This is a genomic window from Microbacterium sp. zg-Y818 (genome assembly GCF_030246905.1).
GTDB lineage: Bacteria > Actinomycetota > Actinomycetes > Actinomycetales > Microbacteriaceae > Microbacterium.
Genome location: NZ_CP126741.1, coordinates 1,466,207 through 1,480,786, shown reverse-complemented (window position 1 = coordinate 1,480,786; position 14,580 = coordinate 1,466,207). Strand labels below are relative to the sequence as shown.

Genomic DNA, 14,580 nt, shown 5'->3' with positions numbered 1-14,580 from the left:
GCTGATAAGTGGAGGGGATGACGGGAATCGAACCCGCACCATCAGTTTGGAAGACTGAGGCTCTACCATTGAGCTACATCCCCGCGGCGGAAAGCTCCGCGGCCTCCGCCAGTGTAGTCGAACCTCCGGCTCAGCGCGGACACGGCGCGGTCGGCTAGACTTCCCGGGGTCGTTTCAGCGCACGCGTGCGTGCACACAGCCCGGGGCGTAGCTCAGCTTGGTAGAGCGCCCGCTTTGGGAGCGGGAGGCCGCAGGTTCAAATCCTGTCGCCCCGACGTAACGACCCCCAGACATCCAGACTTTCCGCCTCCGCGCGTCTGCGCGGATCACCCAAGGAGAAGCAACAGGCATGGTCAACGCCACGGTCGAGAAGCTCAACCCCACCCGGGTCAAGCTCCACATCACGGTCACCCCGGACGAACTCAAGCCCGCCATCGCGCACGCGTACGAGCACATCGCCCAGGACATCCAGATCCCCGGCTTCCGCAAGGGCAAGGTGCCGGCGCCCATCATCGACCAGCGCGTCGGCAAGGGTGCGGTCATCGAGCACGCCGTCAGCGAGGGCCTCGACGGGTTCTACCGCGAAGCCGTCCGTGAGACCGAGGTGCGCGTCGTCGGGCGGCCTTCCGCCGAGGTCATCGAGTGGCCGAGCGACAAGGACTTCTCCGGCGACCTCGTCGTCGAGGTCGAGGTCGATGTGCGCCCCGAGTTCGAGCTTCCCTCCTACGACGGCATCACCATCGAGGTCGACGCCGTCGAGACCGACCAGGCCGCCGTCGACGCCGAGCTCGACCGCCTGCGCGGTCGCTTCGGCACGCTGGTGACGGTTGACCGTCCCGCTGCCAAGGGTGACTTCGTCGAGCTGAACCTCGTCGCCACGATCGATGGCAACGAGATCGACCGCGCCGAGGGCGTGTCCTACGAGGTGGGTTCGGGCGAGCTGCTCGAGGGCACCGACGAGGCCATCGAGTCCCTCACCGCCGGCGAGGAGACCACCTTCCGCTCCAAGCTGGTCGGCGGCGACAACGCCGGCCAGGAGGCGGAGGTCGCCGTGACCGTCGTCGCCGTCAAGGAGCGCGAGCTGCCCGAGGCCGACGACGACTTCGCCCAGATGGCCAGCGAGTTCGACACGATCGACGAGCTGCGCGCCAGCCTCGCCGAGCGCGTCTCCGAGCAGTCCGGCTTCGCCCAGGCATCCTCCGCCCGCGACAAGCTCGTGGAGAAGCTCATCGAGCTCGCCGACATCCCCGTGCCGGCGCAGCTGGTCGAGGACGAGGTGCACCAGCACCTCGAGGGCGAGGGTCGCCTCGAGGACGACACGCACCGCGCCGAGGTCACCGAAGCCAGCGAGAAGCAGTTCCGCACGCAGATGGTGCTCGACAAGATCGCCGAAGAGTTCAAGGTGCAGGTCTCTCAGGACGAGCTGACCCAGTACCTCATCCAGTCGGCGGCCCAGTACGGCATGGCCCCGCAGGAGTTCGTCAACACGCTGCAGCAGAGCAACCAGCTGCCCGCCATGATCGGTGAGGTCGCCCGCAACAAGGCGCTCGCGCTGGCCCTGGGCAAGGTCACCGTCGTCGACACCGCCGGCAAGCCGGTGGACCTGAGCGGCTTCATCGCCCTCGAGGACGAGCCGGCCGCTGAGGCGGACGTCGTCGAAGAGGCCCAGGAGATCGCTGACGCCGCGGCCGACGCCGACGAGATCATCGAGGCTGAGGAAGCCGCCGAGAAGCCGGCCAAGAAGGCCCCTGCCAAGAAGGCTCCCGCGAAGAAGGCCCCCGCGAAGAAGGCGGAAACGGACGCCGACGACGCTGCGGCCGAGAAGGCGCCCGCCAAGAAGGCTCCGGCCAAGAAGGCCGCCGCGAAGAAGGACGACGCGAAGGATGCCGCCAAGGCGGCCCCCGCGAAGAAGCCCGCGGCGCGCAAGACCACCAAGAAGGCCGACTCCGAGTAATCGGACCGGTTCGGACAGCGGGGCGGATGCTGCGGCATCCGCCCCGCTGTCGTTCCCGCCGTGCGCCCCGACGGCACGACGCGCACGATCTGCCCAGGGCGAACACGGCCGGGTCGCCCGCGCCGCGCCGGTAGATTCGATCCGACGGACCACGGAAACAGGAGTGAACATGGCCGAACCACTTGTCGCCACGAGCGTCTTCGACAGACTGCTGAAGGACCGCATCATCTGGCTGGGGTCGGAGGTGCGCGACGACAACGCCAACGAAATCTGCGCGAAGATCCTGTGGCTGGCGGCGGAGGACTCCGAGAGGGACATCTACCTCTACATCAACTCGCCCGGCGGCTCGATCACGGCCGGCATGGCCATCTACGACACGATGCAGTTCGTGCCCAATGACATCGTGACGGTCGGCATCGGCATGGCCGCATCGATGGGTCAGCTGCTGCTCACCAGTGGCACCAAGGGCAAGCGGTACATCACGCCGAACGCCCGCGTGCTGCTGCACCAGCCGCACGGCGGCTTCGGCGGCACCGCGAGCGACATCCAGACGCAGGCTCAGCTGATCCTGTCGATGAAGCGCCGCCTCGCCGAGATCACCGCGGCGCAGACGGGCAAGTCGGTCGAGCAGATCAACCTCGACGGCGACCGCGACCGCTGGTTCACCGCGGAAGAGGCGCTCGAGTACGGCTTCGTCGACCACATCCGCGAGCACGCCGCAGACGTCACCGGCGGCGGCGGAACCGCCGTCGACGGCGTCGGCGACGACACCGCCAACTGAGACCCCCGAAGGAGACACAGAACATGAACACACCCACCTTCGGCGGCGCCACTCAGGGCCTGCAGATGCCGAACAGCCGCTACATCCTGCCGCAGTTCGAGGAGCGCACGGCCTACGGCTACAAGCGCCAAGACCCGTACAACAAGCTCTTCGAGGACCGCGTCATCTTCCTGGGCGTCCAGGTCGACGACGCCTCCGCAGACGACGTCATGGCCCAGCTGCTCGTTCTCGAGTCGCAGGATCCCGACCGTGACATCGTCATGTACATCAACTCGCCCGGTGGCTCGTTCACCGCGATGACGGCGATCTACGACACCATGCAGTACGTGTCGCCCGAGATCTCCACCGTTGTCCTGGGCCAGGCGGCATCCGCTGCTGCCGTGCTGCTGGCGGCCGGCGCCCCCGGCAAGCGGCTCGCCCTGCCCAACGCCCGCATCCTGATCCACCAGCCCGCAGTGGGCGAGGCCGGGCACGGACAGGCGTCGGACATCGAGATCCAGGCCGCCGAGATCCTGCGCATGCGCACGTGGCTGGAGGAGACGCTCGCCAAGCACTCCCACCGCACTCAGGAGCAGGTGAACAAGGACATCGACCGCGACAAGATCCTCTCGGCGCACGATGCCCTCGAGTACGGCCTGGTCGACCAGGTGCTGACAACGCGCAAGCGTCAGCCCGCCGCCATCACCAGCTGACAACCGCACCGCCCGAAGCCCCGCCGTCGCCTGTCGATGCGCGGGGCTTCGTCGTTCTCCGCCGCAAGTGTGACGACATGGTGACGTGCAAATGCGGCCCGATGTCGCACCCAGCGGTTAGGCTCGCAAGTGCTCCCGACCCGGGGGAAGTGAGGAGGGCCTGATGGCTCGCATCGGTGAAAGTGCCGACCTGTTCAAGTGCTCCTTCTGCGGCAAGAGCCAGAAGCAGGTCCAGCAGCTCATTGCAGGCCCGGGCGTCTACATCTGCGACGAATGCGTCGAGCTGTGCAACGAGATCATCGAAGAGCGCATGGCCGAGTCCGGCACCGGCGAGGTCGCCGACTTCGATCTGCCGAAGCCGCGCGAGATCTTCTCGTTCCTCGAGGAGTACGTCGTCGGTCAGGAGCCCGCGAAGCGTGCACTGTCGGTCGCGGTGTACAACCACTACAAGCGCATCCGCGCGCTCGGCACGCTCAAGCCTGCCGAGCAGCGCGCCGACGACATCGACATCGCCAAAAGCAACATCCTGCTGCTGGGTCCCACGGGTTGCGGAAAGACCTACCTCGCGCAGACTCTCGCGAAGCGCCTGAACGTGCCGTTCGCGGTGGCGGATGCCACGGCACTCACCGAGGCGGGCTACGTCGGCGAAGACGTCGAGAACATCCTCCTGAAGCTGCTGCAGGCGGCGGACTTCGACACCAAGCGCGCCGAGACGGGCATCATCTACATCGACGAGGTCGACAAGATCGCCCGCAAGGCCGAGAACCCCTCGATCACACGCGATGTCTCCGGTGAGGGAGTGCAGCAGGCGCTGCTGAAGATCCTCGAAGGCACGGTCGCCTCGGTCCCGCCGCAGGGCGGCCGCAAGCACCCTCATCAGGAATTCATCCAGATCGACACCACGAACGTGCTGTTCATCGTCGCGGGCGCCTTCGCCGGACTCGAGGAGATCATCTCCTCCCGCGTCGGAAAGCACGGTGTCGGCTTCGGCGCACCCCTGCACGACAAGGGGCAGAACCTCAACCTCTTCAGCGACGTGCTGCCGGAGGACCTTCACAAGTTCGGTCTGATCCCCGAGTTCATCGGTCGTCTTCCCGTCGTGGCATCCGTCTCGCCGCTCGACCAGGACGCGCTCATGGAGATTCTCACCGAGCCGCGCAACGCCCTCGTGAAGCAGTACCAGCGCATGTTCGAGCTCGACGGAGTGCAGCTCGAGTTCGAAGAAGAAGCACTTCGCGCCATCGCCGACCTTGCTGTGGCCCGCAAGACCGGTGCGCGCGGCCTGCGCGCCATCCTCGAGGACGTGCTGGGACCCATCATGTTCGAGATCCCCTCTGCAGACGACGTCGAGAAGGTCGTCATCACGCCCGCCGTCGTCGAGGGTGCTGCTCCGACCCTGCTGCTGCGGCAGAAGCGCAAGAGCGCCTGACCCCACCCCGGCGAGAGCCCTTCCGCCACGGTAGGGCGGCCGCATGCGGCGAACCTGCACAAGGGCAGAAGACCCACGTTGCTGCATCAAGCCGCAGAAAGTCAATTGCCGAAAGATGCTCGGCCCCAGGCCGTTAAGCTCGCCCCACGACACATATCGATGGGGATGCAGCCATGTCCGATCAACCCGAATACATGCCCGTCCGCCACCACGAGGGCAGCGTTGCGGGATCGGGCGAGCGGATGCGCATCGCCCCCCTGCGCTGGTACGGCTTCAGCACCGGCGGCGGCAGATTCGTCGTGAGGACTGACCCTCGCTCCGCGCTTCGGGCCGCGGTCGCCCAGCTGCAGGCGGTCGGCTTCGCGCTGGGCGACGAGACGTTCCAGCGGCGGCTGACCGAGTCGGGTTCGGAGTGGCTGGCGCAGGACCTGCGGCTAGGCAACATCAAGGAGTCGTGGAAACGCGGATTCATCTCCTGGGTGGTAGAAGATACGGGCCTTGAGTTCTTCCGGCGGTTCTGGCGCGGCGCGGCGCCGACACTCGTCGTGGCGGCGGTACGCGAGACGGCCAGCGGGACAGAGCTGGTCATCTACCCGCACACGTCGTGGCGCGGCGGATCTGATCAGAACGACGCCGCACCGCTGATGCGCACGACCCTTGCGGCGCTGGGGGACCACTTCTCCAACAGCGGCGCCTTGATCTCCTTCGAAAAGCTCCGCGGGATCAAGAACGACGGTTCGCCGGCCTCGCAGGCCGTGGTCCGCGAAATGCTCGGCTGGCGCTGAGACCTGCGGCGACGCGATCTCCGCGCCGCCGCAGCGACGGTCAGTCGGCCAGGCCGCGACGCTCCAGAAGGGGCGCGATCTCGGCATCCCGACCACGGAAGTCGCGGTAGGCCTCGAGCGGGTCCTTCGACCCGCCGACACCCAGCAGTCGCCGGCGGAAGCGGTCGCCGTTCTCACGCGTCAGGCCGCCGTTCTCCTCGAACCACTTCACGGTGTCCGCGTCGAGCACCTCGCTCCAGATGTACGAGTAGTAGCCGGCGCTGTAGCCGCCGGAGAACACGTGCGCGAAGTAGGTCGACGAGTAGCGCGGGGGCACGACGGGGGAGTCCAGCCCGATCTCGGCCAGGGCGGCGGCCTCGAAAGCGGCGACGTCGATGTGCTCAGCCGCCTCGGCAGCGCCCAGCCGGTGCCAGGCCTGGTCGATCCACGAGGCGGCGAGGTACTCGCTGGTGGCGAAACCCTGGTTGAACGTCTCGGACTCCGCGAGCTTCTCGACCACGTCGGCAGGCAGCGGTTCGCCCGTGTCGATGTGCCTGGCGTAGTTGGCCAGCACCTCCGGCCAGTAGATCCACATCTCGTTGACCTGGCTGGGGAACTCCACGAAGTCGCGGTACACGTTCGTGCCGGCGAAGCTCGGGTATGTGACGGTGGCGAAGAGGCCGTGCAACGCGTGCCCGAACTCGTGGAACAGCGTGTTGACCTCATCGAGGGTGAGCAGCGTCGGCTGTCCCGGCGCCGGCCGTGACACGTTGAGGTTGTTGACCACCACCGGATCGGTGCCGCGCAGACGCGACTGCAGCACGATGGAATTCATCCACGCCCCGCCGCGCTTGGTGTCGCGGGTGTAGAGGTCCAGCACGTAGAGGCCCAGCGGCGAGCCGTCGGCGTTGTGGATCTCGAAGACGCGCGCCTCGGGGTGGTACGCCGGCAGGTCGGGTCGCTCGGTGAACGTGATGCCGTAGAGGGCGGATGCCGCGTAGAACACCCCGTCCCGCAGCACTCGCTCGGCTTCGAACCATGGCCGCAGCGCCGAGCGGTCCAGCGCGTACCGCGCCTCGCGCACGCGCTCGGTGTAGAACGCCCAGTCGTGCGCTTCGAGCGGGAAGGGCTCACCCTCGCCGTCGATGATCTCCTGCAGCGCGGCACGCTCTCGCTCCGCGTTGCGGGCTGCGGGCGCTGCAAGCCGGAACAGCAGGTCGCGCACCGCATCGGGCGACCCCGCCGTCTCGTCCGACGTGATGTAAGCGGCGTGGCTGGCGTATCCGAGCAGTTCGGCACGCTCGGCGCGCAGGCGCACGATCTCGCGGAGCACTTCACGGTTGTCGTTGTCGTTGCCGCGGGAGCCGCGTGAGCGGGAGGCCGCCATGATGCGTCGGCGCGACTCGCGGTCGGTCAGCGACGACAGGTACGGGTGCCCGGTGAAGAGCGTCAGGGTGACGACGTACGACCCGTCGAGTCCACGGTCTGCGGCTGCTTGGGCAGCGGCCGACAGCTCGCCCTCGGTGAGGCCCTGCAGCTCTGCGACATCGTCGAACACAACGGCGAGATCATTGGTGTCGGCGAGGAGATTCTTCTCGAACGTGTTCGTCAGCACGGAGAGGCGCTGGTTGAGCGCGGTCAGGCGCTCTTTCTCGGCATCCGACAGTCCGGCGCCGGCGTGGGTCATCTGCGTGTAGCGGCGCTGCACGAGATAGCGCTGCTCCGCGGTGAGGTCGAGCTCCTCGAGACGCTCGAAGAGCGACCGCACCCGCTCGTAGAGTCGGCTGTCGAGCTGAATGGCGTCCTGGTGGGCGGACATCAGGGGGGCGAGGGATTCCTCGACCTGCTGGATGTCGGGCGTGGCATCCGCCGATGACACCGTGTAGAACGTGCGGGCAACCCGGCCCAGCAGATCGCCGGAAGACTCCAGGGCGGTCATGGTGTTCTCGAACGTCGCCGCATCCGCGTTCGCGGTGATGGCGTCGACCTCCGCGCGCTGCTGGGCGAAACCGACCTCGAACGCCGGCAGATAGTGCTCGGCGCGGATGGCCGGGTAGTCCGGCAGTCCATAGGGGAGGGGGCTCGGCTGCAGCAGGGGGTTGGTCTCGTCCGTCATCGTCTCAGCCTAGGGCGCGGGTGCGGCCCTCGCGGCGGGACGCACACGACGCACGGCGGCTGCGGCCGGGAATGCTCGGCGTGCGCGCAGGGTTCCACTCCGTACGGGCCGCAGCAGCGACCCTGCGGCGGACACCACGCCGGAGCCCGATCGAAGGAAGCACAATGGCGACGCTGGGAATCATCGGAAGCGGACACATCGGATCGGCGGTCGCCCGTCTGGCGGTCGCGGCGGACATGAACGTGATCATCGCCAACTCGCGCGGACCCGAGACGCTGCAGGATCTGGTCACCGAACTCGGCCCGCTGGCCCAGGCCGGTACGGTGATCGACGTCGCCGACGGGGCCGATGCCGTCGTGCTCTCCATCCCGCTCAAGGCGGTTGCGGACCTGCCAGAAGGTCTGCTGGCCGACACGCTCGTCATCGACACGAGCAACTACTACCCGTCCCGCGACGGGAGCATCCCGGAACTGGCGGACAACACCGTGACCACCAGCGAACTGGTCCGCAATCAGCTGGGCGCCACCCGCTACGTGAAGGCCTTCAACAACATCGTGTCCGCGCACATCACGGCCTTGGCCCGGCCGGCCGGCGCGGCCGACCGCACCGCGCTGCCGATCGCGGGGGATGACGCACAGGCGAAGTCCGAGGCTGCCGCAATCATCAACCGCCTCGGCTTCGACACGGTCGACGCCGGAACGCTCCACGAAAGCTGGCGCTTCGAGCCCGAGACCCCCGCCTACGGGAAGATCTACTTCAGCGACCCGGCGCTGCCCGAGGATCAGATGATGGACGCCGAGCCGGCTCCCACCCCGGCGTCTGAGGTGCGTGAGGCGCTCGACGCCGCGACGCGGGTCGACATCGCCGCACGGCGGTTCTAGCCGGCCGGCTCAGCCGAACTCGTCGTCCGGGTCGTGTCCGACCACCGCGTTGCCGTCGGCGTCGAGCGACACCACGACGCCCGTCTCGAGTTCTGCGACGGGTCGCCCCTCGAGAAAGGTCAGCGTCCAGCGCGGCCGCGGCTGACCCAGCTCGTCGGTGGGCATCGCCCGATCGACGGCGTGGATCTGACCGCGGATGCTGTCGGGCACCGACCGGGGCGGTTCGTCGCCGGAGGTCCAGCGTGTTCCGAGCTGCATGTCAGGCCTCCTGCGGGACGAGCACGATGTCGAGCACCGAGGTGGACTCGGCCTCCTGGTAGGTGATCTCGGCGATGCGTCCCACGGCCTTGAGGTCGCCCTCGGCCTCACGCAGCAGCGCTGCGATGGCGGGGGTGGCGCCCATCGTCACGCGCTCCACGGCGGTCTTCTGCGACGCCTTCGCCTCGGTCTTGGCGCGGCGGATGCCGATCAGCGCCTCGCCGACGGCCGACAGCACCGCGGGGTCGCCCTGGATGCCGAGCGGTTCGGGCCACGCCGCGGTGTGCACCGACCCCTCCTCGAACCATGACCACGCCTCCTCGGTGGCGAAGGCCAGCACGGGGGCGAGCAGTCGCAGCAGCGTCGACAGCGCAAGGCGCAGGGCGAGCGCGGCCGAAGCCTGACCCACGTCGGCCTGGTTGTAGGCGCGCTCCTTGACGAGCTCCAGGTAGTCGTCGCAGAACGTCCAGAAGAACGCCTCGGTGACTTCCAGCGCGCGGGCGTGGTCGTACGCGTCGTAGGCCTTGGTCGCTTCGCGCACGACGCCGTCGAGGGCGGCGAGCATGGAGGCATCCAGCGCGTGGGTCACCTCGGCGCCCTCGGGCACGGGGAACGACAGCACGAACTTCGCCGCGTTGAGCACCTTGATCGCGAGGCGCCGACCGATCTTGACCTGTGTGGGGTTCTGCGGGTCGAACGCCGCGTCGGCGCCCAGGCGGCTGGAGGCGGACCAGTACCGCACGGCATCCGTTCCGTGCTGCGCGAGGATGTCCGCCGGAGTCACGACGTTGCCCTTGGACTTCGACATCTTCTTGCGGTCGGGGTCGACGATGAAGCCGGAGATCGCGGCATCCGACCAGGGGGCGCGGTCGTCCTCGAGGGCGCTGCGCAGCATGGTGGAGAAGAGCCACGTGCGGATGATGTCCTGGCCCTGCGGGCGCATGTCGAACGGGGCCACGAGCTCCCAGAGCTCGGGGTCGCGCTCCCAGCCGCCGGCCAGCTGCGGCGTGAGCGACGACGTCGCCCACGTGTCGAAGATGTCCCGCTCGGCGTCGAAGCCACCCGGCACGCCGCGCTGCTCCTCGGTGTAGCCCGGCGGCACGTCGACGGTGGGGTCGACCGGCAGGGCGGCGAGGTCGGGGGTGAGCACGCGGCTGTAGTCCCGCTCGCCGTTCTCGTCGAGGCCGTACCAGACCGGGATCGGCACGCCGAAGAACCGCTGGCGTGAGACCAGCCAGTCGCCGGTGAGGCCGTTGGTCCAGTTCTCGTAGCGCACGCGCATGAAGTCCGGATGCCAGTCCATGCCGGCGCCCAGCGCGATGAGCTTCTCGCGCAGCTGCGGGTCTCGCGCGCCGTTGCGGATGTACCACTGGCGCGTGGAGACGATCTCGAGCGGGCGGTCGCCCTTCTCGTAGAACTTCACCGGGTGGGTGAAGGGCTTGGGGTCGCCGATCAGCTCGCCCGACTCGCGCAGCAGCTCGACGATGCGCTTCTTGGCGCTGAACACGGTCTTGCCCGCGAGCTCGGCGTATGCGGCGAGGGCGGCATCCGTCGTGATGACATCCGGGGCGTCGGCGACGACGCGGCCGTCCTTGCCGAGGATGGTGCGGTTGGGAAGGTCGAGCTCGCGCCACCAGATGATGTCGGTCACGTCTCCGAAGGTGCAGATCATGGCGATGCCCGATCCCTTGTCCTTCTGCGCGAGGGGGTGCGCGAGCACCGGCACCTCGACGTCGAAGAGGGGGGTGCGCACCGTCGAGCCGAAGTAAGGCTGGTAGCGCTCGTCGTCGGGGTTGGCCACGAGGGCGACGCAGGCGGCCAGCAACTCGGGACGGGTGGTCTCGATCTCGATGTCGCCGGTGCCGTCGGTGAGGTGGAAGGCGACCCGGTGGTAGGCGGCAGGCTGGTCGCGGTCTTCGAGCTCGGCCTGGGCGATCGCGGAGCGGAAGTCGATGTCCCACAGGGTCGGGGCCATCGCCTGGTAGGCCTCGCCGCGCTCGACGTTGCGCAGGAACGCCAGCTGGCTGGTGCGCACCGTCTCGTCCGAGATGGTGCGGTAGGTCTGGGTCCAGTCCACGCTGAGACCGAGCTGGCGGAACAGCGCCTCGAAGTGCTTCTCGTCCTCGACGGTGAGGCGCTCGCACAGCTCGATGAAGTTGCGGCGGCTGATGGGCACCTGGTCGGCGGCCTTGCTGCTCTTGTTGTCGCCGCCCTCGAACGGAGGGGTGAAGTCGGGGGTGTAGGGGAGCGACGGGTCGCAGCGGACGCCGTAGTAGTTCTGCACGCGCCGCTCGGTGGGCAGGCCGTTGTCGTCCCAGCCCATGGGGTAGAACACCGTCTTGCCGCGCATGCGCTCGTAGCGCACCTTCACGTCGGTGTGGGTGAACGAGAAGACGTGCCCGATGTGCAGGCTTCCGGATGCCGTGGGCGGGGGAGTGTCCACCGAGTACACGCCGGCGCGGCCCTTGGCCTTCGCGGCGTCACGGTCGAACAGGTAGGTGCCCTGCTCGCTCCAGGCGGCATCCCACTTCTGCTCGAGGCCTTCCAGCGCGGGCTTGTCAGGGATCTGCGACATGGGTGTCTCCTCGAGCGATATGTGCGGCACTGTGTGAGCGTGCCTGAGTGTGGACCGTCCGCACAGTTTACCGGGGCCGCGCTGTGACCGTGTCGCGGGTGCGGGGTGCGCCGGGCCGTGGGCGATGCCGCGCGTGCGCCTGCCGCGCGAGCCGTGCGAGCCCCGCGGGCCGTGCGGGCCGCGCGGGCCGGGACCGGCGTGCCGCAACGAGGGGATCTGCCGGAATGAGGGTCGGATGCCGCTTCCAGCCCTCAGCCGGGCAGATCTCCTCATCCGGGCCGCGCGTGACCCCTGAGCAGGGCACCGGGTCGGCCCCGGGATCAGCGTCGGCTCCTCCCCAGGCGCTGTCGTCGTCCCTCGTCTCCCCGTTCGCGCCGGCGCGTCTCGCAGCGAGAGGCGACATCGGCACACTCGGTGCATGGAGCTGTCAGCACAGGTGAGGGCGGCCGGCGGCGTAGCGCGGTGCACGTCGCTGCGCGCGACGGGTGTCAGCAAGCACCGGATCGCGCAGGCTGTCGCCCGGGGCGAGCTCGCGCGGGTGCGCCGGCTGTGGGTGGCCGCGCCGGATGCCGACCCGTACCTCGTCGCCGCCGCGCGCGAGGGCGTCGTGCTCACGTGCGTGACCCAGGCTCGGCGGCTGGGCCTGTGGGTTCTCGCTGAGACCGAGGCGCACGTGGCTGCCAAGCCTCACGCCGGCGGAATCCACGACGCCGGCACCCGCATTCACTGGGGTCGGCCGCTCATCCCGCGGCATCCGGATGCCCTCGTCGACCCCATCGAGAACGTCCTCGGTCTGGTGGCGGAGTGTCGATCCTTCGAGCACGCGCTCGCCATCTGGGAATCGGCGCTGCGTCGCCGGCTTGTCGAGCGCGATGCGATGGCGCGGCTCCCGCTGACGGCGACCGCGCGACGTATCCTGACCGCCGCGAGCCCGTTCGCCGATTCCGGCCTCGAGAGCTTCGTGCCGCCGCGGCTGCGATGGATGCGGCTGTCGATCGTGCCGCAGGCATGGATCGCGGGCCATCGCGTCGACTTCCTGATCGGCGAGCGCCTGGTGCTGCAGATCGACGGCGCGCACCATGTCGGCGCGCAGCGGCGATCCGACATCCGGCACGACGCGGCGCTCATGCTGCTCGGGTACCACGTGATCCGCGTGGACTACGTGGACGTCGTCGAGAACTGGCCACGCGTGCAGGACCTCATCCAGCGGGCCGTGGGGCAGGGGCTGCACCGGGCGCGCTGATGGCACGGGGCCCGCGCGAGGGCGGTGCGCGCGAGGGCGGTGCCGGAATGAGGGCGTCCGCGCGAGTGCAGTGCCGGAAGGGCAGCGCCCGCGCGAGGGCGGTGCCGGAATGAGGGGATCTGCCCGAATGAGGGACGGATGCCGGGTTCGGCCCTCATCCGGGCAGATCCCCTCACGTCGGCCGCGTCCCCCTGACCCACCCAATTGATCCACCCCGTCCAAAAACGGGGTAGCGTGGAACGGCTCACCCCTGACACCCCGAGGTTCCGCATGCCTTCGCTTCGCCGCACCCTGTCCGTCTCCGCCGTCGCGATGGCGACCGCGCTCGTCCTGAGCTCCTGCGCGGGAGCGAGCGGTGACACCGCCGACGACGGCGGCGAGGTCGTGTGGGCCATCGAGGGGGCGAACCTCTCCGCCGGGCACATGGACCCGCAGACCAGCCAGCTCGACGTCTCGTCGCTCGTGCAGCGCGCCGTGCTGGACTCCCTGGTGTTCCAGGAGGCCGACGGCACGTTCTCGCCGTGGCTCGCCGAGTCGTGGGAGATCTCCGACGACGGCACCAGCTACACGTTCGAGCTGCGCGACGACGTCACGTTCCACGACGGCGAGCCGTTCGACGCCGCCGCGGTGAAGGCGAACTTCGACCGCATCGTCGACCCCGAGACGGCATCCGCACAGGCGGCCAGCATGATGGGCGCCGAGTTCTACGCCGGCACCGACGTGCTCGACGACCACACCGTGCGCGTGGACTTCACCCAGGCCTACGCGCCCTTCCTGCAGGCGGCCAGCACCGCACAGCTCGGCTTCTACTCGCCCGCCGTGCTCGAAGAGTCGGCCGACCGACTCAAGGCCGGCGGCCCCGGCGTCACCGTCGGCACCGGCCCGTTCGAGCTGACCGACTACACACCCGACCAGGAGATCGTGTACACCCGCAACGACGACTACGCCTGGGGCCCCGACGGCCAGGGCGCCCCGTCGTTCGAGACCCTGCGGGTGAGCATCCTCCCCGAGGCCGCGGTCCGCATCGGGGTCGTCGAAAGCGGTGAGGCCGACCTTGCCAGTCAGCTGCCGCCGAACCTCGCCGCCGATCTCGGCGACCCGCTCACCGTCGACTCGCTCGAGTACCCCGGCCTGCCGTACTCGCTCTACCTCAACGAGGCGTACGGGGTGTTCGCCGACCAGCGCGTGCGTCAGGCGCTCAGTCGCGCGATCGATGTCGACACAGCCGTCGAGCAGATCTACTCCGGCCAGTTCCCGCGGGCCTGGAGCATCCTCGGTTCGACGACTCCCGGCTACGACGAGACTCTGGAGGGCACCTGGCCCTTCGACCCCGCCGCCGCGAACGCGCTGCTCGACGAGGCCGGCTGGACCGAACGCGACGCCGACGGCTACCGCACCAAGGACGGCGAGCGCCTGTCGGCCCGCTGGATCGCCTGGACCCCGGTGCCCGACGACCGCGCGGCGCTGGCCAATGCGATCCAGTCCGACCTCAAGGCCGTGGGCTTCGAGATCGTGCGCGAGGTGCTCGAACCCGGCGCCTACAACGAGCAGTACGGTCCCAAGACCTTCGACCTCACCGATTGGGGCTTCTCGGGCGTCGACCCCGATCTGCTGCGCAGCCACCTGCACAGCGAGGGATTCCAGAACGCCTCGCAGGTGAACGACCCGGCGATGGATCTGATGCTCGAGGATGCCGTGACGAGGACGGATGCCGCCGAGCGCGCGGTGCTGTACCGCGAGGTGCAGCAGTGGAACGCCGAGCACGTCGCCATCGTGCCGCTGTACAACCCCGCGTTCATCACAGCCGTCGGAGAGCGGGTGGAGGGACTGTCCTACGATCTGTACGGACGCCCCCTCTTCTACGACGTGACCGTCGGGTGAACGAGC

Annotated in this window: 11 protein-coding genes and 2 tRNA genes; 9 read left to right on the top strand and 4 right to left on the bottom strand. The window is 68.8% G+C overall.

Annotation, left to right across the window (positions count from 1 at the left end):
* Positions 1 to 9: 9 nt before the first annotated feature.
* Positions 10 to 83, bottom strand: a tRNA-Gly gene (locus QNO21_RS06800).
* Positions 84 to 201: 118 nt separating this feature from the next.
* On the opposite strand from QNO21_RS06800, the gene QNO21_RS06795 reads away from it, so the two are divergent.
* The 6 genes from QNO21_RS06795 (at position 202) to QNO21_RS06770 (ending at position 5,641) form a co-directional block, all read left to right on the top strand.
* Positions 202 to 275: transfer RNA gene (locus QNO21_RS06795), tRNA-Pro, on the top strand.
* A 74-nt stretch (positions 276 to 349) separates the two neighbouring features.
* On the top strand, positions 350 to 1,954 hold the full coding sequence (gene tig, locus QNO21_RS06790; protein WP_257519002.1) for a trigger factor: 1,605 nt from the start codon (positions 350 to 352) through the stop codon (positions 1,952 to 1,954).
* Positions 1,884 to 2,735: an ATP-dependent Clp protease proteolytic subunit gene (locus QNO21_RS06785; protein WP_257519001.1), complete on the top strand. Its 852-nt coding sequence runs from the start codon at positions 1,884 to 1,886 to the stop codon at positions 2,733 to 2,735. The genes tig and QNO21_RS06785 overlap by 71 nt, the downstream gene beginning before the upstream one ends.
* A gap of 23 nt (positions 2,736 to 2,758) precedes the next feature.
* A complete protein-coding gene (locus QNO21_RS06780) occupies positions 2,759 to 3,427 on the top strand; it encodes an ATP-dependent Clp protease proteolytic subunit (RefSeq protein WP_257516128.1) in 669 nt (222 codons plus the stop codon).
* A 163-nt stretch (positions 3,428 to 3,590) separates the two neighbouring features.
* Complete coding sequence (gene clpX, locus QNO21_RS06775; RefSeq protein ID WP_257516129.1) at positions 3,591 to 4,856, top strand: ATP-dependent Clp protease ATP-binding subunit ClpX; 1,266 nt, start codon at positions 3,591 to 3,593, stop codon at positions 4,854 to 4,856.
* Positions 4,857 to 5,029: 173 nt separating this feature from the next.
* Positions 5,030 to 5,641, top strand: coding sequence for a hypothetical protein (locus QNO21_RS06770; RefSeq protein ID WP_257519000.1), 612 nt, complete (start codon positions 5,030 to 5,032; stop codon positions 5,639 to 5,641).
* A 40-nt stretch (positions 5,642 to 5,681) separates the two neighbouring features.
* Here the strand turns inward: QNO21_RS06770 and QNO21_RS06765 are convergent, their stop codons facing one another.
* Positions 5,682 to 7,736 (bottom strand): M3 family metallopeptidase, encoded by a 2,055-nt coding sequence (locus tag QNO21_RS06765; RefSeq protein ID WP_257518999.1) that lies wholly within the window; start codon positions 7,734 to 7,736, stop codon positions 5,682 to 5,684.
* Between the two features lie 71 nt (positions 7,737 to 7,807).
* Here QNO21_RS06765 and QNO21_RS06760 point away from each other — a divergent pair, with 71 nt between their 5' ends.
* Entirely contained in the window at positions 7,808 to 8,617 is an 810-nt protein-coding gene (locus QNO21_RS06760) for an NADPH-dependent F420 reductase (protein WP_257518998.1), read from the top strand.
* Positions 8,618 to 8,626: 9 nt separating this feature from the next.
* Here the strand turns inward: QNO21_RS06760 and QNO21_RS06755 are convergent, their stop codons facing one another.
* Both QNO21_RS06755 and valS read right to left on the bottom strand, forming a co-directional pair.
* Positions 8,627 to 8,875, bottom strand: a complete 249-nt coding sequence (locus tag QNO21_RS06755) for a hypothetical protein (RefSeq protein ID WP_257517140.1) — start codon at positions 8,873 to 8,875, stop codon at positions 8,627 to 8,629.
* A 1-nt stretch (position 8,876) separates the two neighbouring features.
* A complete protein-coding gene (gene valS, locus QNO21_RS06750; protein ID WP_257518997.1) occupies positions 8,877 to 11,450 on the bottom strand; it encodes a valine--tRNA ligase in 2,574 nt (857 codons plus the stop codon).
* A gap of 418 nt (positions 11,451 to 11,868) precedes the next feature.
* Here valS and QNO21_RS06745 point away from each other — a divergent pair, with 418 nt between their 5' ends.
* Together QNO21_RS06745 and QNO21_RS06740 are read left to right on the top strand one after the other, a co-directional pair.
* Entirely contained in the window at positions 11,869 to 12,693 is an 825-nt protein-coding gene (locus tag QNO21_RS06745; RefSeq protein ID WP_257518996.1) for an endonuclease domain-containing protein, read from the top strand.
* Positions 12,694 to 12,963: 270 nt separating this feature from the next.
* Positions 12,964 to 14,574: an ABC transporter substrate-binding protein gene (locus QNO21_RS06740; protein ID WP_257518995.1), complete on the top strand. Its 1,611-nt coding sequence runs from the start codon at positions 12,964 to 12,966 to the stop codon at positions 14,572 to 14,574.
* The last annotated feature ends 6 nt before the right edge of the window (positions 14,575 to 14,580 follow it).